Source organism: Fluviicoccus sp., from assembly GCF_030646115.1.
Taxonomy (GTDB): Bacteria; Pseudomonadota; Gammaproteobacteria; order Pseudomonadales; family Moraxellaceae; genus Fluviicoccus.
Map to the genome: position 1 here is coordinate 84993 of NZ_JAUSMX010000009.1, position 25628 is coordinate 110620.

Genomic DNA, 25628 nt, shown 5'->3' on the forward strand with positions numbered 1-25628 from the left:
TTCTACGCTTTATCCTTTATGGCCGGAAACTGCCTCTGTGACCGGCCGTAAAGTGTTCAATTAAATATACAACGCACCCTCCTTTTCCTACAATGCTGTGTGATTCATGTCACAAATTGATCTTAATCTGTGGCAGCCAAGGCCGGTGTTTTATTGATGACCCGCTCTTGGGGGATTACTGTGACAAACGGGAACATACAGAGCCAGGACTGGTGTTGGTAACTGCTCTCGGTCGGCTTTTAAAGAACAATTTGCTATCAAAATATAACGGATTCTCCCCATAACAGGGGCTTCGGCATGACGCTGCCGGAGGATGTATTGACAGGGGTGGCTGTAAATGAGACTGATTTCCCAGCGTGCGGCAATGATGCTTTGGGCCTGGTTCACGTTCCTGTTGTGTCCTGCCTTGGTGCAGGCCGGAGGCGTGCGGATCATCCAGAACCCCAGCTTTGAAATTCGCGCGGATGGTTCCCCGGTTTCCTTTCCCCCCAACGCCGGGCTCAATAACAACACAACCTGGGCCTACTGGGGGGACTCTACCTGCGGCTTTGGCAATACCTACGGCTGTATCGCCGGCTGGCGCACCACTGATGCCAAGAACGGCACCGGAGGCCAGCCCGCGTACAACGGTCCGTATATAGAAGTCGGCTATGCCTCCACCTACGGCATTAGCGGACAGGACGCCAACCGCATCGTCGCCGAATTGAACGCCACCCAGCAGTCCCGGCTCTGGCAACCAGTTTGTCTGAGCGCCGGGGAACCGGTCACCATGACCTACTATTTTTCCCCCCGCACCAACGGCGGCAGCCTGCCCCAGCAGGTAGCAGCAGGTTTGTGGAACCTGAATGACGCAGGCCCGATTGGCGGCGCGCTGTCTTACCAGAACTCCAACCCCGCATCCGTGGGGATTTTTTTGCCACAAATTGCCTATTTTACGGCACCCGCCACCGGCAACTTCCAGTTGGGCATGGAAGCCTTGCTACCCGCCACCGGCAGTAACGGTAACTTGATTGATGACGTCAAGGTGATCCTGAAGCCCTTGATCGACATGAATACCAATCCCAATTTCACCATTCCGGAAGGCGGGGCCGGCCCCGCCATCCAGTTGCGGATCAACGGTACGGTACAGACGGATACTGTGGTGGCCATCCGTCTGATCAGCGGTACGGCAACACCGGATACCGATTTCTCCTTGGGTACTCCGGTGGGCTTGGCGGGGACAACCCCCACCCTGAACCATACGCCCGGCGACACCTTGTGGCTGGTTACCGTTCCGGCCGGTGAATACGATGCCGGCCAGGGCATCTATGGCAGTACCAAATACGGCGTCTCCATTCCCATCAATGCGACGTATGACACGCTGCGCGAAGGACTTGAAGACATTGTCTTCCAATTGCAGGCACCCAGTGATTATGGTTCGGATCCCGTCGAGAAGTGGGACCGCACCAATCCCATTTGCGAAGGAGCGACCACCAACAGCATTACCTATGATATTGATGAAATTGAGCCCAAGATCCGGATTCACAAAGTGGTGGTGGGCAGGCTTTCCGCCAACGACCAATTTGTTACTCAAGTCAAGAACGCGTCTGCGGCAGTGGTTTCCACAACCTCCGCCTCGTCCACCCTGGGCGGGGGCGTGGCGACCAGCGGCGCGGGCCTTTCATTCAATGCTCCCGGCTATTTTCAGGCAAATTTCAACGAGACGTATACCCTGACCGAGGCCATGTTGCCTGGCAGTGTCAACGCCCTGGGCGCGTACACATCCAGCATTGCCTGCACTAATGCGCGGGTTATCGGCCCCCCGACCGTGTTGCCGTCCGGAGCCGGGCAGAGTTTCAGTGTTACGGTGGTGGACGGTGATGACATTACCTGTACGATTACCAATGCCCCCATGCCGCAGATCAATAATGTGGTGAAGGTGCTGGGCAGCACCCGTAGCGCTGTCGGTGACCAGTTTACGTTGCAGATCAAGGACCTGCTGGGTAATGTGGTCAATTCGACGGCCAATAGCACCACCGCAGGTGCCGGTGCGGCCATTACGGCGGGAACCGGGGAGACCGGACTGACTGTATTGCAGCCGGGCGTCACTTATACCCTGACTGAAATCGGTGCGGGCAGCCCGACAGCCATCCTGAATGACTACAACACGGTCATTGCCTGTGCCAACGCCAACACCACGTCAACGGTGCTGCCAAGCGGTCAGGGCCAAAGCTTCACTCTGACTCCTCAGGGTAATGACCAGATAAGTTGTACTTTCACCAATATTGCCCATGAACCGCGAGTCACGCTGGTCAAGGCGCTGAACAGTTCCGGCCGTTTTGCCGCCACCGACCAGTTCACCATGGAAATACGGCGCACCAGCGATAATGTGTTGATGAACGCCACCACCAACAGCACCACGGCGGGTTCGGGTTCAACCATTACGGCGGGCAGCGGCACCACGGATCCGGTATTCCTGCAGGCGGGCATTGCCTATACGCTGAGGGAAGTGGGGGCGGGCGCTCCGGCCGCCAACCTGTCGGACTATTCTTCCGTAATTTCGTGTACCAATGCACGGTCAGGCTTCCCCACCACTACTCTGCCCTCCGGCAGCGGCACCAGCTTCAGCCTGACTCCGAATACGGATGATGTGATTGTCTGTACGCTGAAAAACGCCAGGCCGCGCATCCGGCTGAACAAGACCGTCACCGGCCTGCGAGATGCAGCCGACCGGTTCACAACACAAATCCGCACCGGCGGGGCAGGGGGGGCGGTTCAATCGGGCACGACTGCCTCCGCCAGTATCGGCGGCGGTGTACTGACCACCGGCGGCGCGGCCACCTATACCGCGCCGGGGTATTATCAGGGTGTGGTAAGCACAGCCTACACCCTGAATGAAACGGTGACCGCCGGATCGTCAACCACGGCCAACTATCTGACCTCCATCAGCTGTACGAATGCCAATACGGGCAGCTCCACGGTGCTTCCTTCGGGGTCCGGCACGGCGTTCAGCCTGACACCGCTCTCCATGGATGACGATATTGACTGTACGCTGACCAATACGCCGCGTGCCACGCTGACGCTGGTCAAGACCCTGGCGGCAAACCGGACCGTGAATACGGACCAGTTTACCGTTCAGGTCATCAATAATACGACCAGCACCACCGAAGCGACCGCCACGACAGGCGGCACCGGCACAACGGTCACCACGGGAACGGCAACGACCACAACGGCAACCCCCGGCCATAGTTACATTCTTCAGGAAATTGCCGCAGGTACGACAACCCTGGCCAATTACTATGCCAGCTACAGTTGCACCAATGCGACCGGGGGCAGCCCGACCGTGATGCCAAGTGGCTTTGGCACCAGTATGAACATTACCCCGGCGGCTGGTGACAATATCACGTGTACCCTCAGCAACCGGCCGGGCGGGCGGATCAAGGTCAACAAGGTGGTCACCAACCTCGTTGATAATAATGACCGGTTTACGACCTTCATCCGCTCCACCGCTACAGGTCTGCCCATGGTGTCCTCCACCAGCAGTGACACCCGTACCGGCGGCGGAGTCCTGACGACGGGTGGCGCAGCTACCTATACCGCACCCGGAACGTATACTGGGATTGCTGGAACCACATACCGCATTGATGAGTTGATTTCCGCAGGTACTTCGGGAGTTGACCAGTACACCACCTCCATCAGTTGTACCACCACGGGTGGCAGTACGGTGCCGACCTCTGGCTCCACGACACAACCCTTCAGCGTAACGCTGGTAGCGGGAGATTTGGTCACCTGTACCCTGACCAATACCCGCAAGCCGCCGCAGATCCGCCTCAGCAAGACAGTAGCCGGACTGATCAACACCCTTGACCGCTTCAGAACCCGCATTGTCGATGCCGGGACCTTGGCCGTGGTTTCTGACGGGGTTTCCGCCAACGGGACAGTGATCACCACTGTCTCCGGCACAGGCCCGTTCCCGGACACCCTGAATCCTTCCGGGGCCTATACCCCGACGGCTGGAACGAAGTACACCCTTACCGAAGTCATGGATTCCGGGCCGACACCGCTGACAGCTTATTCCGCCTTCATCAACTGTACCAATACCCGCAGCTCCGGCCCAGTGACCCTGTTGCCCACCGGTGCCGGGCAAAGCCATGATGTGACTCCTCTATATGGGGACAATATCAGTTGCACCCTGACTAACGGTCCGGCGCGCTTGCGCGTGACCAAGGCGCTGGCCAACGCCCGCCGGGCAGACAGTGATGAGTTCACGGTGCAGATCAAGAATAGCGGCGGTACGGTTCTGAACTCCACAACCTCCAGCACATCGGCGGGTGACGGAAGTACGGTCATTCCCGGCACCGGGGATACACAGGACACGTATGTCGCCGGCGGCTCCACCTACACCCTGACTGAAATTGCGGCCAGCGGCTCTTTGAATAACTATGAAAGCAAGCTGGTTTGCACCAATTCCGTGGTCAGCGGCACCTCACTGCCATCCACGGCGTTTACGGCCAACAACAACACCACACCCCTGACCTGGACAATTACGCCTGTCACTGGCGATGATATTGATTGCGTGCTCAGCAACCGGCATGTTGCGCCGGTAGCTGTGCTGGAAAAAGCACTGTCCGGGGCGGGACGGCATGTCGATACGGATCAGTTTACGGTGGAAATCCGTAATGGCGGCACCCTGGTCAATTCAGCGACCAATGCCACCTCCCAGGGAACCGGCGCCACGACGCTGGGCGGAAAGGGCACGACCGGCGCCACCGTTCTGGCGACGGGAACCGCTTACACGTTCCGGGAAGTGGTGGCCGGCACAACGACGCTGACGGATTATGCGACCACTACGGTTTGCAGCCGTACTGACGGTTCCACCGGCGTGATCACGACTCAGAGCTATTCTGGAAACACTTTCACGCTGAGTCCGAATCCGGCCAATTACGAATATGTTTCCTGTGTGATGACCAACGCGCCGCTGCCCAGAATCCGCATCAACAAGACGCTGGTCAGCAAGGTGGCCGCCGGGGATACCTTCACTACCCAGGTCAAGAACGGAGCCAGTGTGGTTTCCGGCATCACCACCGATGTGCGCACCGGTGGCGGCGTCAGCGCCACCACGACCGGCACAACCACGACCACCGGTTATTATCAGGGTGTCGCGGGCACGGCTTATACCTTGACGGAGGCGATCAGCGGCTCTTCCACCACCCTCAGCCAGTATGAGTCGTCCATCAGTTGCACCAATACCGATACCGCCAGCGCCACGGTGCTTCCCTCCGGTTCCGGTCAGTCCTTTTCGCTGACGCCGGCCAATGGCGACCGCATCGTCTGTACGCTGACCAATAACCCCAAGCCCTTGCTGCGCATCAACAAGGTAGTGACCACGGCGGCGAATGTCGCCGACCGGTTCACCACCCAGATCCGCACCGGCGGGGCGGGTGGCACGGTGGTGTCTGACACCTCGTCGTCCACAGTGACCGGCGGCGGCATGCTGACCACTTCGGCCACCGGCACCTTCAACACCGCCGGGGCCTGGCAGGCCACGGCTGGAACTACGTATACGCTGACCGAAATCCTGTCAGCCGGTCCGTCCAGCCTAACGCAGTACGACACCACCATTAGTTGCAGCAATGCCAACGGCTCCAGTACGACCATTCTGCCCCAGCCGGCAGACTCAGCGCCGTACAACATCACAGTGCAGGATGGCGACAACATCACCTGCAGCTTCACCAACACCGCGAAAGTACCGAAAATCCGTGTCCACAAAGTTGTTTCCAGCCTGGTCGACGCCAATGACCGCTTTACAACGGAAGTGCGGACCGGCGGTGTGGCGGGAACGGTTGTCTCCGGGACTTCCGGCTCGGCAACCACCGGGGGGGGGATTTTCACCACCGGCGGCGCCGGGACGTATTCAGCGCCGGGGATTTATGCCGGTGTTGCCGGAACGGCTTACACCGTGACCGAGTCCCTGACCGGTGGAACATCGGCAGCCAGCCAGTACGACACCAGCATCAGTTGCAGCAATGCCCTGGCCGGAAGCGCCACCGTGTTGCCTTCAGGTTCAATTACGCCGTTCACCTTCACCCCTCAGGCCGGTGACGATATCAGTTGTACGCTGACCAACGCAGTCAAAGCCCCGGTAATCACGGTACGCAAGGATGTTGTGGTTCGCATCGACAGCGCTGACCAGTTTACGCTGGGGTTGAATGGCGGGGCCGTTTCGCAAAGCGCCACCACCACCGGCGTGGTTGCCGGTGTGCAGCCGGTCACCATCAGCAACATCACGCTGGTCGCTGGCACCCCGTATACCCTGAGTGAAATCAAGGCATCCGGGGCCACGCTGCTTAACCTGTATCAAACGGAAATGATCTGCAGCAATGCCCGTACCACCGGGCCGGTCACCACGCTGCCAACGGCGCTGGCGCTGATGACTCCGTCCGGCGCACCGCTGACCAGTTCTTATGTGGTCACCCCGCTGGCGGGCGATATCCTGACCTGTACCTTCACCAACTCGAAAAACCTGCCGAAGCTGCGTGTCCACAAGACAGTCAGCAGCCTGGTTGACACCAACGACCGTTTCACCACCGAACTGCGGACGGGTGGCGCGGCCGGGACCGTGGTTTCCGACACCACGGCGTCCACGACTTTAGGCGGCGGTGTGCTGACGACCGGCGGCGTGGCGACCTACAACGCATCTGGTACATACCTCGGGACTGAAGGCATTGCTTATACGTTGACCGAAAGTATTTCCGGCGGCACATCGTCGACCCAGCAGTACAACACCACCGTGACCTGTACCAATGCCTATGCGGGTAGCGCCACCGTCATGCCGACTTCGGCTCCGGTTCCGTATACCCTGACTCCGCAGCTGGCCGATGACATCAGTTGTACGTTGACCAATACCGTCAAGCAGCCGCTGGTCCGGGTGCACAAAACGGTGACGGCGCTGGTGGATGTCAATGACCGCTTCACCACCCAAGTCCGCACCGGGGGAGTGGCGGGAACAGTCGTTTCTTCGACCACCGGCAATGCAACGACTGGCGGTGGCGTCCTGACCACAGGCGGCGCTGCTACTTACAGCGCCACCGGGAGCTATGAGGCGGCTATCGGGACAACGTATACCCTGACCGAAGCCCTTTCCGGCGGTACCTCGCTGGCCAATCAGTATGCTACCAGCCTCAGCTGTGCCAATGCCCGCACTACCGGTCCGGCAACCACGTTGCCATCAGGCTCCGCTCAACCTTTTGATGTTGTGCCGAAGGCCGGGGATGATATTTCCTGCACCTTGACCAATACCCCGATTGCGCCGCTGATTCGCGTCAACAAGACTGTCACCAGTATTGTTGATGCAGCGGACCGTTTCACCACGCAAATTCGTACCGGTGGCGCGGGAGGTACGGTAGTTTCAGACACCACGGCATCCGGTACTACTGGCGGCGGTGTATTGACCACGGGTGGGGTCGCCACCTACAGCGCGCCCGGCAGCAACCAGGCCGTAGCGGGAACAACCTATACACTGACGGAAGCACTGACGGCCGGGCCTTCAACCCTTGGACAATATGATACGACGGTCAGCTGCACCAACAGCCGCGCCGGCGCGACCACAACCCTGCCAACCGGGGCGACCCAGCCGTTCAGTGTCACGCCAGCGGCGGGGGATGACATCACCTGTACGGTCAGCAATGCGATTCGTCAGCCAACGGTCATTATTACCAAGATGGCGACAGGTTCCACGGGATCATTCTCGTTTGCCAACGTGAATCTGGCGACGACGCCGGTGGTGGTCAATACCACGGTCGACGGTACGCCGGTGTCTTCATCGGTCGTCACGGTGACAACGCGTGGAGCCGACGTCACCATTACCGAAACCTCACCGTCCAACTGGACGCTGACCGCAGCGGGTTGCACAGACGCTAATAGTGCAGCGACAGGGAATTCGGGCAGTTTTGGCACCTTGGCCGGAAATCAGTTAACGATTCCTGGCGTCAATGTTGTTGCTGGCGCGGATATCCGTTGTACCTTCACCAACCGCAAGTCCGCCACCTTTACCCTGCGCAAGTCCTGGGTGAATGCGAAGCTGAACGATGCAGTGACGGTTACCACGGCGGGCGCTACCAACAATGCCAGCTTGAATTCGGTGGCGGATACCGCGACAGAAATTGATGCCGCCACATCGCTGACATTCTTTGCCGGTGAGACGGTGACCTTCTCCGAGTCATTTACCACGGGAGACTCCGCCAATTACACCGCGACCCTGGCCTGTACCGGAGCCACGGATACCAACTTGCTTGACGGTTTGACCGTCGATGCCGCGGATTCCGCCATCGTCTGTACCCAGACCAACAGCCGTATCGCCAAGACCGTCACCCTGCGCAAGTCCTGGGTCAACGCGAAGCTGGGTGACGCGGTGGATGTGACGGCAACCGGCCTGACGGCCCTGTCCTCAGCCGCGGACACGGCGACCGAGATTGATGCGGGCAGCGCGCAGACGGTGTATGCGGGCGACGTGATCACCCTGGATGAAACCTTCACCACGGGCAATGACGCCAACTACAATAGCTCGGTGGCCTGTACCGGCACCACCGGCCTGTCGGGCAATACCTTGACAGTCGGCGCAACGGACACCCCGATCACCTGTACCCAGACCAACAGCCGTATCGCCAAGACGGTCACCCTGCGCAAGTCCTGGGTGAACGCGAAGCTGGGCGACGCGGTGGATGTGACGGCAACCGGCCTGACAACCCTGTCCTCGGCTGCGGACACGGCGACCGAGATTGATGCCGGCAGCGCCCAGACGGTCTATGCGGGCGACGTGATCACCCTGGGTGAGACCTTCACCACGGGCAGTGACACCAACTACAACAGTTCGGTAGCCTGTACCGGCACCACCGGCCTGTCGGGCAATACCCTGACGGTCGGTGCCACGGACACCCCGATTACCTGTACGCAAACGAACAGTCGTATCGCCAAGACAGTCACTCTGCGCAAGTCCTGGGTGAACGCGAAGCTGAACGATGCGGTGGATGTGACGGCGACCGGCCTGACGGCCTTGTCGTCGGTGGCCAACACCGCTACGGAAACCGATGCAGCTATCGCCCAGACCGTGTATGCAGGCGACGTCCTGACCTTGGGTGAGACCTTCACCACGGGCAGCGCCGCCAACTACAACAGCTCGGTGGCCTGTACGGGCACGACCGGCCTGTCGGGCAACACCCTGACGGTGGCCGCAACAGATACGCCTATCACCTGTACGCACACAAACAGCCGCATCGCCGTCACCCTGACTTTGGCCAAGACCTGGGTTGCCGGTATCAGCGGCGACACGGCAACTGTGAGCAGTACCGGCTTCACCAACAACGCCACGTCCGGGGCTTCCGTCAGCACAGGCAATAACACGACCACCGGCGCAACGGTGACGGTGTATGCCGGTGATAGCGGCTCCATCAGCGAGACCTTCAGTGTCGGCCTTGCTTCCCGCTACACGCCGGTTCTGGCCTGCAGTGGCGCAACCGATGCTGATCCAAGTGATGGTTTGAGCATTGATCCGGCGGACACCGCCATCAATTGCACCCTGACCAACCGCAGGTTGCCGACCGTGACCCTCACCAAGGTGAGCTTGGGCGGGGTGAGGACTTTCAGCTTCACCGGCAGCAACGGCTTCACCGCACAGAACATCACCACGGTGAGCAGCGGCGTCGGTGTCAGCGGCGCAACCCAATATCTGACGGCGGCCTCTGCACCCACCGTGCTGACGGAATCCCTGCCGGCCGGTTATAACCTGACGTCCGTCAGTTGTACCGGGCTGGGCGCCGGTGGCGTGGCGACGCCGAACCTGTTGGCCGGGACGGTCAGCCTGGATGCCGCCGCGACGGCAGCCGGGGCGGATATTGCCTGTACTTTCACCAATACTCTGGCTATCCGTCTCACCGTCAAGAAAATATCGCAAGTACGTACCGGCGCCTTCACCTTTAGCGGCACCAACGGATATCCGGGGGAAGTCCTGACGACCATCACGACCGGCAGTGAAGTCACGGGCGTGGTCCATACCTTGACGGCTCCCGGAGTGGCCACTGGCATCACCGAAACCCTGCCTTCGGGATGGAGCCTGGGTTCCGCGATCTGTCTGGATCGCAACGCAGCCGTAACCGGCAACAATGCTCCGATGGGGGTTCTGGCAGGCAGCACGCTGACCATTCCAGGCGTTAATATCGTTGCCGGTGCGGATCTGGTGTGTACCTTCATCAACACCTATACCGGCTTCACCATTACCGGTCGGGTTTTCCTGGATAACGGAACCGGTGGCGGCACAGCGCACAATGGCACCCAGCAAGGCGGGGAGGCCGGTCTGGCCAATGCGGAAGTCCGGCTCACCGATTGCGGCGGCACGGAGTACCAGCGCGTCACCACCAACGGACCGGGAGATTACACCCTGACCATCCCTGACAGTCTGGGGGTGGGCGCTCCGCTATGCGTCGAGGAAGGAGCCAATCCGACTCTGGTCTCGGTCAGCGGCGTACCGGGGACCACCGGCGGCAGCTACAGCCTGGCTCAGGACCGCAGTTCGTTCGCACTGACCTTGTTGACCAACTACACCGGGGTCAATTTCGGCAATGTGCCCGAAAGCACCCTGACCGGTGTCGGCGTGCAGTCCACCGCACCCGGCACCACGGTGGAATACGCCCATGTGTTCACGGCCGGTACAGTCGGCGCCGTGACGTTCAGTACCGCGCAGAATCCGTCCCCCGCCAACCCGGAATGGAGCTCGCAATTGCATCGCGACCTGAACTGTAACGGAGCGGTTGATCCGGGTGATGTGCCGATCACGGCGGCGGTCAGTGTCACGGCCGGTCAGGCGGTATGTCTGGTGCAGAAGGTGCTGGTGCCGCTCAGCACCGGTTCCGGAAACTTCGATATTTCGACGGTCAGCGCCGGTTTTGCCTTCACCGCACCTAGCGTCATCGTGCGGCCATACAGCCAGGATGACCGGACAACCGTCATCACCAACGGCCTCGGCCTGGTGCTGGTGAAGGAAGTGCGCCAGGTGGGAAGCTGCCCGTCGACCGGTGCGGACAGCAATGTCTTCGGCACCGCCAACGATGCTCCGCCGGGCGGATATCTGGAATACCGCATCCGCTACACGAACCAGTCGCAAGGCTTGGTCAAGGATGTGTCGATCAGTGACGCCACCCCGGCGTTTACGGTGTTCCGCAACGCCTCCTGTACCGTGACGCCGGCCTCGGTGTTGTGCCAGGTACCCTCTTCGGGTAGTGGTACAGCGCCTTCGATCGGCGGCAGTGGCACCATCGACTGGCTGTTTACCAATAATCCCTCCGGATTGCTGGGTGGCCAGAGTGGAGAAGTCCGCTTCTGCGTCCAGCTCGAACAGTAACAGGCGGTATCGGGGCGGCAAGCGTAACAACTTGTCGCCCCCTTTTTTTGAGGTCTGGCCATCGGCGGGGCCTGCCGTTACACTTCTGCTCCGTTGCCGGTGCGGACATGGTGTCCGTCACCCCCTGACCCCGAATCCCGATGACCAAACTGACTGATTTCACTGAAGCCCGACCCCTGTCCGAATTCACCGAGCAGGCTTATCTCAATTACTCCATGTACGTCATCATGGACCGCGCCCTGCCGTTCATCGGAGACGGCCTGAAGCCGGTGCAGCGCCGCATCATTTACGCCATGAGCGAGCTTGGGCTGAAGAACTCCTCCAAGCACAAGAAGTCGGCGCGTACGGTCGGTGACGTCCTGGGTAAATACCACCCGCACGGCGATTCGGCTTGTTATGAGGCGATGGTGCTGATGGCCCAGCCGTTCAGTTACCGTTACACGCTGGTGGACGGTCAGGGCAACTGGGGTTCGCAGGACGACCCCAAGTCGTTCGCCGCCATGCGTTATACCGAAGCCCGGCTGTCGCCCTATGCCGATGTACTGCTGGGCGAGTTGGGTCAGGGTACGGTGGACTGGGGCCCCAATTTTGACGGCACCATGGAGGAACCGTTGACCCTGCCGGCGCGGCTGCCCAACCTGCTGTTGAACGGCACCACCGGCATTGCGGTCGGCATGGCGACGGACATTCCCCCCCATAACCTGCGCGAAGTCGCCCGCGCCTGTATCGCCCTGATTCGTGAGCCTGGCCTGACCCTGTCCGAATTGCTGGAATATGTGCCGGGTCCGGACTATCCCACCCGCGCCGAAATCATCACCCCTCGCAGCGAGCTGATGAACCTTTACGCCGCCGGTCGCGGCAGCTTGAAGATGCGCGCTGTCTACGAGATGGAAGAGGGCGATATTGTCATCACCGCGCTGCCGCATCAGGTGTCCGGGGCCAAGATCCTGACGCAGATTGCCGAGCAGATGAACGCGAAGAAGCTGCCGCTGGTGGCCGACCTGCGTGACGAATCCGACCATGAGAATCCCACGCGATTGGTCATCGTTCCGCGATCCAACCGCGTGGATGTAGAGCAATTGATGGGGCATTTGTTTGCCACCACAGACCTCGAATACAGCTATCGCGCCAATTTCAACATCATCGGTCTGGACGGTCGTCCTCAGGTCAAGGATTTACGCGCCCTGCTCAGCGAGTGGCTGGTTTTCCGGCGCGCCACAGTGCGCCGCCGGTTGCAGCACCGCCTTGACAAGGTCATGGCCCGCCTGCACATCCTCGGGGGCTTGCTGGTTGCTTTCCTTAATATTGATGAAGTCATTGCGATCATCCGTTATGAGGATCACCCCAAGGCAGAGCTGATGCGCCGCTTCGGGTTGAGCGACTTGCAGGCGGAAGCCATTCTCGACCTCAAGCTGCGCCATCTGGCCAAGCTCGAAGAAATCGAGATTCGTCGCGAACAGGACGAACTGCAAAAGGAAAAGGAGTCGCTGGAGGCCATTCTCGGCTCCGAGACCGCCATGAGCGAGCTGATGGTCCGTGAGATAGAAGCTGACATGGCCAAATACGGCGATGACCGCCGTTCGCCCCTGCAAGAGCGTGGTGAAGCGCTGGCCCTGAAGGAGTCTGACCTGACACCGGCGGAGCCGGTAACGGTCGTGTTGTCGGAAAAGGGCTGGATACGTGCGGCCAAGGGCCATGATGTCGCGGCCGAGGGCTTCAGCTATCGCGCCGGTGACACCTATCTGGCGCGCGCCCAGGGGCGCAGCAACCAGCCGGTCTATTTCCTGGACACCAGCGGCCGCAGTTACTCCCTGCCGGCCAACACCTTGCCGTCCGCGCGGGGGCAGGGCGAGCCGCTCACCACCAGGCTCAATCCTCCTGCCGGCGCCGCCTTTACCCAGGTGCTGATGGGTGAGCCAGGCCAGCCGGTCATCCTGGCGACCAGCGCCAGTTACGGCTTCCTGTCGACACTGGGTGATCTGGATGCCGGTAACAAGAACGGCAAGGCCGTAGTCAATGTTCCGGAGGGCGCCACGGTCATGCCGGTGTTGACGGTCACCAATCCTCAGGAAGACTGGCTGGTGGTGCTAAGCTCCGAAGGGCGGTTGTTGATGTTCCCGGTCAAGGACTTGCCGGTGCTAAGCAAGGGCAAGGGCAACAAGCTGCTGGGTCTGGATGAGGGCGAGACGCTCAAAGCCATGATTGTCTGCAAGACGGGGGCCCGGCTGGTGGTGAACACCAGCAATCGCCACCTGACCCTGAAATGGAGCGATCTGGAGCACTACCGGGGTGAACGAGGGCGTCGCGGCGCCAAGTTGCCGCGCGGGTTTCAGCGTGTGGAGTCCTTGTCACTCGCTGAATAAGCCGACACGCTTCGTTGCAAATTGCTTAGGCTTCTAGTTGCAGGACGCCGTCCTGCCTTCTAGTCTGAATTGGATGACAACAATAATTCTCCCGGATGAGGAGCTACAACAATGACAGCTGCCCCTTTGCTCTTGGGCTGCACGCTGGATAATCTGGCGCGTCGCAGCTTTGCCGAACTTGAAGCCCTTTATTTGGGTGCGCCTGAACCTTCCACCGTTTTAGTATTGAATGGTGCGCCCAAAGGCCGGATGCTGGCCGTCCGCTATCTGGATAACGGGCTGCCGCACAGCCTGATTGCGGCGGTTGCCCGCTTGGGAGTGTTCCCTTGGGATGGCAAGAGCTTTGAGGCAACCACAGAATATGCCGGTAAAGGCGCGAACCGGATCAAGCTGTTCCGGCCGACCTTGACGCTGTTTACGTTCTATACCCGCATTGAGGCGTCTGCGGTTGACGGACGTCCCTGCATCCTGCTGGATTATGACCAGCCGGGCAATCCGTGGGTGATCCGCCGCATTCGCGATGAGCTGCGTGAGGTGGCTCCGGGGATATTTCTGGGGCCGGCGATGGCCCGGTTGAAGAATGGTCAAGCCGAAACCATCCTCTGGTTCGGCATCGACAATAACGAATAAACGGGGATTAACTCAGACCGCGGCGGTGTCGGCCACGGCCGCCTTGCGCCGTTCCAGGATCTGTTGCTTCTGCGCCTGAATGCGGGCTTCATCCTCCTCAGGCAGCGCCACGACCCGCCACGGCGCAGCATGGACGCAGGGTTCTTCAGCAGCGGCGGTTGAGGCGTCGGCGGAGTCTTCAGAAACAACCGGTATCCCGCTCAGTCCGTCTTCAGGCATCGCAATATCCGGAGTTGCCTCACCGGACTCCGTGCCGGGCTCATCCGGATTTGCGGACTCCCTTTCTGCATTCACCGTCTCAATGACCGGCAGCGGATCCAGCGATACCAAGTGCTTGCCCGACTTCAAGGGCTCCGCCAGCGTTTCACTGACCGTCAGCAGCAAGTCCTGCGCTGACCCGCGGCGGGCCAGCTGCAGAATCTCATCCAGAACTTCGCCTTCGCCCCGTTCCCCCCGCTCACCAATGGCCGCCTTGACCGGCAGGGCGAAAAGCTTGGCTGTCCGCCGTTGCAGGTAGGCAGCGTCGGCCAGCGACAGGAACAACCGTCCGCAGGACAGGGCCTGTTGCAGGCAGGCCGCCGGATCATTGCCTTCAAATTTTACTGTGGCGCCTTCGGGACCGAAAGCATGCATGACCTTGCCGTGGTAGAGGCGGGCTGAACGCAGCAGCAGTTTCTCCAGGATCACCAGCATCTGGTCGGCGGTGCTGGCGTTCACCCGTTGCAGCAGCCCCTTGCTGTCCTCCAGCGCCAGTTGCAGAAAGACCGTGGCGGCCGGCGGCGGAGCCTCTATGACCAAATCGGCTGCACCCGCGTGATCTTCGCGACGGCGACGCGGGGGCAGGGGTTGCAGGATGGGGATGCGGATGGCGCGGAAACGCTGCGGCCAGATCAACCAGCTGCCGAACAGGAGATGCATCAGCAGCGAGGCCAGCAGCGGAATGCCGTTGGCGCGAAGGATATTGCCGCTGGCCGGGCCGGCCAGCGTCACTTGGGCCTCACCCAAGGCCTTGCCTTCCAGAACGATCGGCGCCTTGAAAACAGGGCCGCTGAGGGTCGGGGCATTACCGCCGCCGGCCGACATCCGGGCATCAAGGGCCGTGATTTTCAGGCTGAGTATACCCGGCGTCTGGCCGAAACGGTCCGCCAGCAGGCCAAGACCTACCGAATCCTTGTTGATCAGCAGCGGCGCGGCATTGCCAGCCAACTGCCCGGCCAGCAACGCGCCCACCGGCTGCTGGGCGCGAGCCACTTCGTTCCTGGCTCCGCTAACCAGGAGCAGGGCATGCATGAAAAAACTCACCGCAAGAACGATGACTAGACTGCGCGACTGGATCAATTGGGCCCCCTCTCCGAATGGAAAGCAGTAAAGGCAAAAAACAAATTATAATCGGACACTTGTAGGCGTGAGCATAGCCGATTGTCGGGCAATTCACTATCATCGGCGGTTATTTTGCCCTCTTATCCGCAGGACATTATGCGCGAAATCATTTTGATGTCATTTGCCGGGCCGGACCGCCCGAGCCTCAGCGCCAGCCTGATGCAGGTCTTGGCCAGTCATTCCGTCAATATTCTGGATGTTGGCCAGGCCGTGATTCACGACCAACTGTCGCTGGGGGTGGTCGTGGAGTCTCCGTCGCCCATGGAGTCGGCGCTGCTGATGAAAGCGGTGCTGTTCCGTGCGCATGATCTGGGATTGCAGGTGCGCTTCACGCCGATTACCACCGACAGCTATCACCACTGGGTGGGCGGTCAGGGCAAATCCCGCTATATCGTGACTCTGCTGGCGCGCAAGATTACGGCCGAGCATCTGGCCGAAGTGTCACGCATTGTGGCCGAAAACGGCCTGAATATTGACGGCTTGGCGCGGCTTTCCGGGCGGGTGATGCTGGAGGGTGAGCAAAGCGGCCCCGGCAAGGCCTGTGTCGAGTTCTCCGTGCGCGGCGAGCCCTCCCATATCAACCAGATGCGAGCCGACTTCCTGCGCCTGGCCAACGAACTGAGCGTCGATATCGCCTTTCAGCGCGATGACGCCTATCGTCGCAATCGCCGCATTGTCTGTTTCGACATGGACTCGACGCTGATTGAGCATGAAGTGATTGACGAACTGGCCAAGGCGGCCGGGGTGGGTGAGCAGGTGGCGGCCATTACCGAACGCGCCATGTTGGGTGAACTGGACTTCAAGCAGAGTTTCGAGGCGCGCGTCGCCCTGCTGCAAGGCCTGAATGCCAGTGTGCTGGCCGAAATTGCCGTCCGCTTGAAACTGAGCGAAGGCGCCGAGCATCTGGTGCGCACCCTGAAAGCCCTGGGCTACAAGACGGCGATCCTGTCCGGGGGCTTTACCTATTTCGGGCAATACCTGCAGGGCAAGCTGGGTATTGACTATGTTTACGCCAATGATCTGGAAATTGTCGACGGCAAGGTCACCGGGCGCGTGGTGGGGCAGGTGGTGGACGGCCAGCGCAAGGCCGAGTTGCTGAGGGAGATTGCCAACCGGGAAGGCGTACGCTTGGAACAGGTGATTGCGGTGGGTGACGGCGCCAATGATTTACCGATGTTGTCCATTGCCGGTCTGGGCATTGCTTTCCGCGCCAAACCGCTGGTGAGGCAGAACGCCCGCCAGGCGATTTCAACCCTGGGGCTGGACGGCATACTGTACTTGCTGGGGGTTCGTGATCGTGATTTGGAGATTGGGCGCTGAAGGCGTGTGAACGGGGTCTGCCGAATGACAGATCCCGGTATCCGTTCATAAGGTGTCGGGCTTCAGTTCCGCCAGGATTTTCCGGTTTTCATCCAGTAAAACCAGATAACCATTGGCCTGGACGATCATGGCGAAGCGGGTTTTCTCAAGGGCGGAGGTAATGCGTGACTCTTGCGCGGCGGTTTCTGCGCAAAACATCCGGGTCATGGCGATGCGGTTAAATTGCAACGCCGTATCCTGACGCTGATATCCGCCGCTCAGGCGATTACAGCCGGTGAATCCGGATAACCGGCCGGCCTCAAGGTTCAGGCCGGCCTTGGCGGCCACGGGTTGGGTCTCGACATGGGCAAACAGCCACTTCGACCGGTCAATGCTGTCGGGAAGGTGTGTGTGGACCTCAATGGATGATGTCACCGAGGGGGTGGTGGGGGTGATTACCCGGTTGGCCACCGCCGGTTTTGTAACGGTGCAGGCGCATAGCAAGGCGGCAGCCATGACCGCCGCCCCTTGCTGAAACCACCTCACGGTACATCCCCGGTGCATATCAACGCCCCACGGACTGTTCGGCGTAAGCGCGATAGGCTGCTGCAACGGCAGCCCCTTTTTCGGCTCGGACACCGTGGGAGCCCAGAACTGTTTCCATGGCGGTCAGGCAGGCAATGACGTTTTCCACACGGCTGGAATATCCCATCAGGCCGATCCGCCAGATCTTGCCTGCCAACGCCCCCAGCCCGGCGCCGATTTCAATGCCGTGCTGCTGAAGCAGTGTTGCGCGCACCTGCTTGTCATCCACCCCGCCGGGAATGTGAATGGAGTTCAGTTGCGGCAGGCGGGCGTCTTCGGTCACCACAAATTCAATGCCCATTTCAGCCAGGCCGGCCTTCAAGGCTTGATGATTGCTGCGGTGACGCGACCAAGCATTCTCAAGCCCTTCCTGTTGCAGCACCAGCAGCGATTCATGCAGTGCGTAGAGGCTGTTGGTGGGGGCGGTGTGGTGGTAGGTGCGGGTCGTTTCTCCCCAGTAGCCCAGCAGCAGGTTGAGGTCCAGGAACCAGCTCTGGCTTTTCTGGTTGCGAGCCTTGACGACTTCAACGGCGCGCTCACTGAAGGTGATGGGCGACAGGCCGGGTGTGCAGGACAGGCACTTCTGGCTGCCGGAGTAGGTAGCGTCAGCCTGCCACTGATCCACCAGCACCGGTACGCCGCCCAGCGAAGTCACGGCATCAACGATGGTCAGGGCGCCGTGCTCGCGGGCGATACGGCAGAGGGTGTCAGCATCGGACAAGGCGCCGGTGGAGGTTTCGGCATGAACAAAGGCCAGGACCTTGGCGTCCGGGTGCAGGCGGAAGGCGTCCCTGACTTTTTGCGGGTCGACCGGTGTGCCCCAGGTGTCGTCGATAATGACCGGGACACCGCCGCAACGTTCGACATTTTCCACCATGCGGCCGCCAAAGACGCCGTTGCGGCAGACAATTACCTTGTCGCCATGGTTCACCAGGTTGACGAAGCACATTTCCATGCCGGCCGAGCCCGGACCCGAGACGGGAAAGGTCAAAGCATTGCGGGTCTGGAAAGCATACCTCAGCAGTGACTTCAGTTCTTCCATCATGCCCACAAAGCTCGGGTCCAGATAGCCGATGGTCGGCTTGGCCAAGGCTTGCAGCACGCGGGTGGAAATGTCGGAAGGGCCGGGGCCAAGCAGGCGGCGTTGCGGCGGGGTGTAGGCGTTAGGGGTGATTTCAGGTTGCATCAGCATGATTGTTGTTGTTCCTTGGGCCGGGCTGGTTGTCATTTTTGCAGACCCAAGACTAGCGAGGCCGGGCCTAACATGCAATTGCCCCAAGGTCGGCTTCGTGCGGATTTTGTACGGAAGGTTTGCAGCAGCTTAGTCAGCCGGAACAAAACGTCGGGCTTGATGCGGACTGTCTGGCAGGGTGTGGACGGCCACAGAAGTGAGCAGTTGCAAAGCCGCAGGGGAAACAGCGGCTTGAGACTCAGGCAGACGCTAACGGATCAGGACTGGCTTTCGTAGACCAGGTTTTCAGAAGGCGGTTGCAGATAGTAGCCTTGCAAGTACCTGACGCCCATGGTCCAGAGTTTGGAGACCGTGGTGGCGTTTTCGACGTAGGAAACAATCAGTTTCTTGCCGGCTTCGTTAACGTCAGCCGCCATTTTCTTGGTCATGTTCAGGTGCTCTTCCACACTCAGATCCTGGGTAAAGGAGCGGTCGAGCTTGATGAAGTCGACATCCACATGCTTGAGGGTATTGAGCGGGTTGACGGTGCAGCCGAAGTTGGTGATGGAAACCGGGCAACCGGCGGCCTTGAGCAGGGCGCTGTGTTCCTTGGCCTGCTTGAGATAGGTAACCACGTCGTTTTCGGAAAACTGGATGACCAGAGGCTGTCCCTTGGGGTCAATGGCTTTTGACAACTTGCTGGCCAGGTCGGCCAAGGCGGGGTCTTGCAGGGATTCGGCGGTCAGGTTGATCAGCAGGCGCGCACCGGGGTTGCGCACCAGATGTTCCTTGAGGCGTTTGCTGGCGTTGATCAGCACCCAGCGGTCAATCTTGCTGCCCAACTGATATCGCTGGGCAACGGGCATGAACTCGTCGGGTGTCATCAGCTTGCCGTCCGCCAGCGGCAGGCGGACGAAAACCTCAAAGAACTGGGCGCTTTCGTCTTCAACATCAAACAACGGCTGGAAGAGCAGCTTGAATTTGCTTTGCTCCAATGCTTCGGCCAGCAGTTCGCGCAGCGCGGAGTCGTTAGCAGCGGCATTTTCAGCCGGATTGTAGACATTGACGCCGTTGCCCGCGCCCTTGTTGAGCAGCTTGACTTTTTCGGCCGCGTTGACCGCACGCGACAGGACTTCCGGGGCGTCCGGCGCGGTTTCGCCCATCATGGCGACACCGATACTGATGCTGGTCTGGATGGTTTTGCCGCCGGGAATGTCAAACAGGCGGTCATGAATCAGCTGGCACAGCTTTTCTGACAGGCTTCGCACCGGGTCGACGCCGGTCTCAGGCAAAATGGCGGTGAAAGCGGCATCACTGAACCGGGCCAACACCCCATCCGGCAGGTTGTCGCGCAAGACCTTTGAGACGGCGGCGATGACACCGTCGGTGCCGACAATGCCGGCGACGGCATTTATCTGGGGAATATTGTCCATGCTCATGTAGAGCAGGGCACCCTGGTTTTTCTCGCGCCGCACCCTGATCAGGGCTTCTTCAAGTGCTTCTTCAAAGCGTACCCGGTTGGGCAGTCCGGTCAGGGTGTCCAGGCTGGTGACGGCCTTGAGTTGTTCGGCAAGCATGGCGGCCTTGGCCTTCCCGTCATCGCGGCGGATGACAATCTGGGTGCAAAGCTCACTGTCATAACTGGCGGCGGTCAATTGCATCATGGCGTCGATCTTGTCGCCATCGGCCCTGACGCCATGAAACTTGAGGTCGGTGGAAATCTTCTCGCCCTTGCCGTAGGAGCGCAGGTAATCCTTGAAGCTGCCCAAATCCTCCTTGGCCACCAGGTCAATAACCGGCATGCCTTCCAGATCTTCGCCGGACTCATAGCCGAACAGCTCGACATAGGAGGCATTGGCATAGATATGCATGCCGTCATGCACATAGGCAATGGCGTCACGGGAGTTTTCCAGCAGCAACTGACAGCGTTTCTCTGTTTCCTTCAGCATGGATTCGGCGGAACGATGCGAGCGGCGGTGATACAGGTTCTTGATTTCGCGGCGGATGCAGAACACCACATGCTGGTGCTGGTCAAAGACAATGGCGTCGACAGCTCCGGCTTCGAGAGCTTCAACGATCACATTTTCATCATAGGTTTTCAGCAGGACAATGAGAGGGATGTCCTTGTCGCGATTGCGGATGGATTGCAGGGCATCCATGTAGGTGCAACCGCTAATGTCTTCTCCCGCCAGCACCAGATCCCAAGGCTGGCTGTTAAGGCTGTCCTCGAAGTCCTCAAGGTTATCCAGCAATTGCGGACGGGTCGGAGTGCCTGCGTTTTTGAGGGACTTGACGATCTCTTCAGTGTTGTCTGCTGAATTGTGCAGTACCAGCAAACGCAGGGTTTCACTTTTTGCAGCCATAATTGCGTAATAGTCCAGGTTCGGGGCTCAGAGCCTCTCTGACGGGGCTATCTGGCGATACGGTTTTACGGGATTACAAATTCGTCCACAGGGAGTCAAAGTCATCCTTTTCCACCGACTCGGAGCCGGAGCGCGATGCGCCTCCGGGAGAGGCCGACACGGCGGCCTGCATGGTCTCCTGAGATTGTAACAGGGCGAACTCGAACTGGCTAAAACTTTGTGTACTGAGACTTTCCGTGGTCAACTGGGCTTTCACTTCCTCATTGCCCAGCCTGATGATGATCCGGTAGCCACTGCGGAATGTCAGGTTCGGGGTAATCAGGGTTGCCGGACGGTGTAATGATTTCATTTCAGGCAGCAGCAAGGTGCGCATGTACTCGGTGGATTCGCCGGTTTTCTTGAGGACACGGGCGCCACAGGGCTTGGCGCGAGCGGACAAAATTTCAACTCCGGCCTCAGCGCCCTGGGTGGGCAGTTGCTTGACCCAACGGATGACGCCAATGTTCCAGTTGCTGTCATCCGGTTCGCGAAGCGCCAGAATTTCGCCGGTGCGCAGAGTCAGTGGCGGCTCGCCGATCCAGCGGATGCAATAACCGCCGGGACTGATATTGACGATTTCCGCCCTTTGAGGGGGGTACAGATTTTCATTGTTGCGAGGCTCACGACTTTCCTTGTTGTAAAGAAAGGAGAACTGGGCCTGGGTTTTCTGGGCAACCTTGAATTCCTCATCCACGGTGCCAAAGGAGATACGCCAGGGATCGACATCCTTGGCTTCCTTGTGCGTTGCCGAATTGATGTGATCCTGCAGGAAAAAGTTTGACTCTTCCTCCGACATCATCTGGTGGACATTGATGACGCTCTCGAAGTCCTGCCCACCAGCCAGATGGTAGTGCGTCGCAGTCAGGCCCAGGCAAACCAGCAGCTCGCCTTGATAGGTGCGGCGGGCAAAAGTGCGCTCGGTGGGCGCATTCCAGACACTGATCAGGTGCTGTATCAGGCTGGAGGTCAGCGATGATTCCGCACGGCCGATCTGTGAAGGCGGAGTAGTCGCCAGCATCTGCAGATGCTGGACCAGCTTCTGCGCGTCAACATACATGGAGTTGGGACTGCTGGACGCCTTGGTGATATAGACGGGCGGGGTATCGGATTCGGTATTGATTACCAGCAGGTCGGCGTCAGCCACCTGATTCTTGATCTTGAGCAAGTTGACCCAGACTTCGGAGGCTTCATAAATCTGGCGGATTTCAACCTGGCGCAACTTGTTGGTGTGGCTGGCCGCCAGCACCAGGGCGCGGACATAGGCCTCGCCGGGGCTGAGCTCGCGCACGTGGCTGTAATGAAGGTCGGGAACCTTGATCTGGGCCAGTCCGTGGGTCATTGAGATACGGTAAAGCGAGTGCAGATCCAGCCATAAACCGGAAGGCGGGGGCAAATACAGTGTCCCGGCTTCAAGCAGCAGGCCACCCAGCTCACTGATGGCGCGCTGCAGGCTGTGGGCGGCCAGTTGCTGGGTCTGGCGGCGGCCAAAGCCCAGCATGCTGAGCTTGGTCTGCAGTTTATCCACACACTCATGAACCACGATCTTGTAACCGTAAGCCAGATGGGCGCGCAAGGACTGGGCAAGCGTGGCAACACGGCTGGCTCGTTCCGGCAACAGGATGGACTGATTCAGGTAGTGCTTGGCCAAGGCCTGAAGAATGGTGTAGACCGGCGCACGCAGCACTTCCAGCAATTCATAGCGGTTTTCTTCGGAGGTCTTGAGCCGTGTCAGCTCCTGTAGGGTCTGGTAAAGGCGCTTGGCAGTTTCACCCACATTCATGATGGGCAAAGAGGCGACCCAGGCTTCCATGTCGGCCTTGGTGTGCCCGACCAGACTGAGCCTGCTCAGGTTCTTGTCAGGAATGGATTGCCCGATAATGCTGCTCGTTGTTGTTGTCATTGCAGTGGTGACCTGTTGGTTTCCATTTCGCCCCGGCGGCGAGAACGACCTGCAGTCGGCTTGCGCCGTTGGCGGTTCCATGGATTGATTCTTGTAGATTAACAGGGAAAGCGCAAGTCTTGACGATTACTATTTATGGGCAGCGTCTTCAACGGTGTGGTCGTCCAGTTCAGGCGGTGTCTCCGGAGCGGCGGCCGCAGTTGCTACAGGAGCGGGTAAAGTACCGGGGCGAGCGTCTGCCGACATAAATGGTGCGGCAGACCGGGCAACGCAGTTTGCGGATGGCCAGCAGCAGCGCCAGACCGGCCACTAATGCGATGACAGAGCCGCCAGCCACGACGCCCGCCAGTTGCCGTACCTGAAGGTAATTCAATAATTGCAGGAACAGGGCCAACACAACCGACAAGGTGAGCAGGGACTGGCAGGCCACTTGCAATCGACGGATACTTTTGATGGTCATGGCGTGCCTTTAGTCAGGTGATGAATACGGCCGCTGTTCCTTTCGGCTCCTCGCAAGGCCGCGCTTTAAGCTAAGTCTGAGTATTATGACAGCGGCAATGTTAAGAAAGCGTCATGATCCCTATAAGATTCAGCGGCATATCACGCTGAACTTTTGCGCCACAGGCCCGCTTGATTTGGAGTCCCGATTTTCAACTGACGTTCGGGAATTATAAGTCTACATGACAATTATATGATATGAAACCGGCTGAAAAGTCGGCTAATGACTTTGGTTCGGGCAGCTATTCCGGCTGAAAGCAGTGGGTCAGGAATCGCTCCAGGCCGAAGGTCCGGTATTTCTGACGGTGGATCAGGACAAAAAACTGACGGCTCAGATTCCAGAACGGCGTTGGTAGTATCTTAAGGGAGCCGTTGAGCAGGCTTTCCTGCAGCGACAGGCGTGAGGCGCAGCCGATGCCCAGACCGCTGGCCACCACGCGCTGTATGGCTTCGGTATGGCCCAGTTCCAGCAGCACCTGCAAATGCGGCAGCCGACCCAGCACGGCGTTATCGAAGATTTCACGTGTGCCTGACCCCGGTTCGCGCAGGATCCAGGAGGCATTATCAAGATCGGCCTCGGTCAGGCAGGCTTTGGACGCCAGGGGGTGCGACGGGGCTGCAAAAACCACCAGCTCATCATGCCGCCAGGGAATGACTTCCAGTTCCGGGGCATGGCAATAACCCTCAATGAAACCGATATCCAGTTCGAACTTTTCCAGCGCCGTGATGATGTGGCTGGTGTTGGCGATATCAAGTGTCAGCCGGCTTTGCGGGTGTTCAGCCATGAAGGCGGCAATCAGCGAAGGCATGGAGTAGTTGCCAATGGTGAGGCTGGCGCCGATTTTCAGGCTGCCGATCTGATCATCCCTTCCGCGGGCGATTTCCTCAATACTTTGGGCATGGGCCAGCGTGGTAATGGCAGCCGGCAGCAATTTCCGTCCCAGATCATTCAATTGCAGGCGTTTGCCGGTGCGGTCGAAAAGCTGGCTGGTCAGCTGGGTTTCCAGGTCGGCCAGGGCCATGCTGGCCGCGCTCTGGGTGAAGTTGAGTTCCCGGGCGGCCTGCGTGACCGTGCCGTAGCGGGCCACGGCGACAAAGACTCCCAGCTGCTTCAGGGTAATGCGCATATCAGCGCAATTGCCCGAAAGCTTCACCCATGCGCACGGAGGAACCGGCGGCCAGGTTTTTCGACCAGTCAACCACCTGCGGCCCGAACAGGACAATGGCGGTGGAGCCCAGATAGAAGCGGCCCAGTTCATCGCCTTTTTGCAGGGTGATGTTTTCATGCTGGTAGCTGGAAACGGTGACATGACGACCATGCGGCTTGATGTCGCCCGCCCAGACCGTGGCAATACCGGCGACGATCATGGCCCCGACCAGCACCACCGCCATGGGACCGGCGGCCGTGTCAAACAGGCACACCAGGCGTTCGTTGCGGGCGAACAGGTTGTCAACATTCCCGGCGGTGGCGGCATTGACCGAATAGAGGTCGCCGGGCACATAGATCATCTCCCGCAGACGGCCGGTAAACGGCATGTGCACGCGGTGATAGTCCTTGGGGGAGAGATATACCGTGGCGAAATGCCCGCCGAGAAAAGGACGGGCGCGTTCGTCGTCGCCCCCCAGCAAGGCGGCAACGCCGTAGTCGTGTCCCTTGGCCTGGAAGATGCGGTCCTGCGTAATCCCGCCGATCTGCGAGATGGCGCCGTCGGCGGGGCAGGCCACCGTCTTTGCCCCGGTGGCGATGGGTCGGGCTCCGGGCTTCAGGGCGCGGGTGAAGAAGGCGTTGAAGTTTTCGTAAGCCAGCGGGTTTTCCTCGGCAGCTTCAGCCATGTTGACATTGTAGGCTTTGGCGAAGCGGCTGATGAAGGTGTTCTTGATGGTCTTGATGCGGGTAGCCGCCAGCCAGCCGGTGCCACGGGACAGCAAGTGCTGGGGGATCAGGTGCTGCAGGACGATAAACAGGGTGTCGGACATGGTGTGCTCGGATGAAATCGGGTTTCCCGGCGGTCAGAAGTCGCCGGGGTTG

Annotated in this window: 12 protein-coding genes; 4 read left to right on the top strand and 8 right to left on the bottom strand. The window is 59.7% G+C overall.

The features are described from left to right. Positions 1 to 337 precede the first annotated feature (337 nt). The 3 genes from Q7T36_RS06195 (at position 338) to Q7T36_RS06205 (ending at position 14364) form a co-directional block, all read left to right on the top strand. Positions 338 to 11371, top strand: a complete 11034-nt coding sequence (locus Q7T36_RS06195) for a hypothetical protein (RefSeq protein WP_304845238.1) — start codon at positions 338 to 340, stop codon at positions 11369 to 11371. Between the two features lie 140 nt (positions 11372 to 11511). Beyond that, entirely contained in the window at positions 11512 to 13734 is a 2223-nt protein-coding gene (gene parC, locus Q7T36_RS06200) for a DNA topoisomerase IV subunit A (RefSeq protein ID WP_304845241.1), read from the top strand. 111 nt (positions 13735 to 13845) lie between these two features. Continuing rightward, positions 13846 to 14364, top strand: coding sequence for a hypothetical protein (locus Q7T36_RS06205; protein ID WP_304845244.1), 519 nt, complete (start codon positions 13846 to 13848; stop codon positions 14362 to 14364). 12 nt (positions 14365 to 14376) lie between these two features. Here Q7T36_RS06205 and Q7T36_RS06210 read toward each other — a convergent pair whose 3' ends face one another. Then, the gene (locus Q7T36_RS06210) at positions 14377 to 15654 is read right to left on the bottom strand and encodes a hypothetical protein (RefSeq protein ID WP_304845247.1); all 1278 of its coding nucleotides are present in this window, start codon (positions 15652 to 15654) and stop codon (positions 14377 to 14379) included. Positions 15655 to 15840: 186 nt separating this feature from the next. Here Q7T36_RS06210 and serB point away from each other — a divergent pair, with 186 nt between their 5' ends. Further along, on the top strand, positions 15841 to 17064 hold the full coding sequence (gene serB, locus Q7T36_RS06215) for a phosphoserine phosphatase SerB (protein WP_304845250.1): 1224 nt from the start codon (positions 15841 to 15843) through the stop codon (positions 17062 to 17064). Between the two features lie 45 nt (positions 17065 to 17109). On the opposite strand, the gene Q7T36_RS06220 is transcribed toward serB, so the two are convergent. The 7 genes from Q7T36_RS06220 to asd all read right to left on the bottom strand — a co-directional run bounded on the left by Q7T36_RS06220 (position 17110) and on the right by asd (position 25594). Next, complete coding sequence (locus tag Q7T36_RS06220) at positions 17110 to 17589, bottom strand: META domain-containing protein (protein ID WP_304845253.1); 480 nt, start codon at positions 17587 to 17589, stop codon at positions 17110 to 17112. Positions 17590 to 17608: 19 nt separating this feature from the next. Beyond that, a complete protein-coding gene (locus Q7T36_RS06225; protein ID WP_304845256.1) occupies positions 17609 to 18820 on the bottom strand; it encodes an alanine--glyoxylate aminotransferase family protein in 1212 nt (403 codons plus the stop codon). 257 nt (positions 18821 to 19077) lie between these two features. Next, positions 19078 to 21162 (bottom strand): EAL domain-containing protein, encoded by a 2085-nt coding sequence (locus tag Q7T36_RS06230; protein ID WP_304845259.1) that lies wholly within the window; start codon positions 21160 to 21162, stop codon positions 19078 to 19080. Between the two features lie 73 nt (positions 21163 to 21235). Further along, complete coding sequence (locus Q7T36_RS06235; protein WP_304845261.1) at positions 21236 to 23101, bottom strand: hypothetical protein; 1866 nt, start codon at positions 23099 to 23101, stop codon at positions 21236 to 21238. 169 nt (positions 23102 to 23270) lie between these two features. Continuing rightward, the gene (locus Q7T36_RS06240; RefSeq protein ID WP_304845262.1) at positions 23271 to 23561 is read right to left on the bottom strand and encodes a hypothetical protein; all 291 of its coding nucleotides are present in this window, start codon (positions 23559 to 23561) and stop codon (positions 23271 to 23273) included. 280 nt (positions 23562 to 23841) lie between these two features. Beyond that, the gene (locus tag Q7T36_RS06245) at positions 23842 to 24726 is read right to left on the bottom strand and encodes a LysR family transcriptional regulator (protein ID WP_304845264.1); all 885 of its coding nucleotides are present in this window, start codon (positions 24724 to 24726) and stop codon (positions 23842 to 23844) included. 1 nt (position 24727) lies between these two features. After that, positions 24728 to 25594: an archaetidylserine decarboxylase gene (gene asd, locus Q7T36_RS06250; protein WP_370690082.1), complete on the bottom strand. Its 867-nt coding sequence runs from the start codon at positions 25592 to 25594 to the stop codon at positions 24728 to 24730. Positions 25595 to 25628 lie beyond the last annotated feature (34 nt).

Coding starts and splice junctions, on each gene's coding strand:
- Q7T36_RS06195 (WP_304845238.1), top strand. CDS start 338: ATGAGACTGATTTCCCAGCGTGCGGCAATGATGCTTTGGGCCTGGTTC.
- parC (WP_304845241.1), top strand. CDS start 11,512: ATGACCAAACTGACTGATTTCACTGAAGCCCGACCCCTGTCCGAATTC.
- Q7T36_RS06205 (WP_304845244.1), top strand. CDS start 13,846: ATGACAGCTGCCCCTTTGCTCTTGGGCTGCACGCTGGATAATCTGGCG.
- Q7T36_RS06210 (WP_304845247.1), bottom strand. CDS start 15,654: ATGCATGCCCTGCTCCTGGTTAGCGGAGCCAGGAACGAAGTGGCTCGC.
- serB (WP_304845250.1), top strand. CDS start 15,841: ATGCGCGAAATCATTTTGATGTCATTTGCCGGGCCGGACCGCCCGAGC.
- Q7T36_RS06225 (WP_304845256.1), bottom strand. CDS start 18,820: ATGCTGATGCAACCTGAAATCACCCCTAACGCCTACACCCCGCCGCAA.
- Q7T36_RS06230 (WP_304845259.1), bottom strand. CDS start 21,162: ATGGCTGCAAAAAGTGAAACCCTGCGTTTGCTGGTACTGCACAATTCA.
- Q7T36_RS06235 (WP_304845261.1), bottom strand. CDS start 23,101: ATGACAACAACAACGAGCAGCATTATCGGGCAATCCATTCCTGACAAG.
- Q7T36_RS06240 (WP_304845262.1), bottom strand. CDS start 23,561: ATGACCATCAAAAGTATCCGTCGATTGCAAGTGGCCTGCCAGTCCCTG.
- Q7T36_RS06245 (WP_304845264.1), bottom strand. CDS start 24,726: ATGCGCATTACCCTGAAGCAGCTGGGAGTCTTTGTCGCCGTGGCCCGC.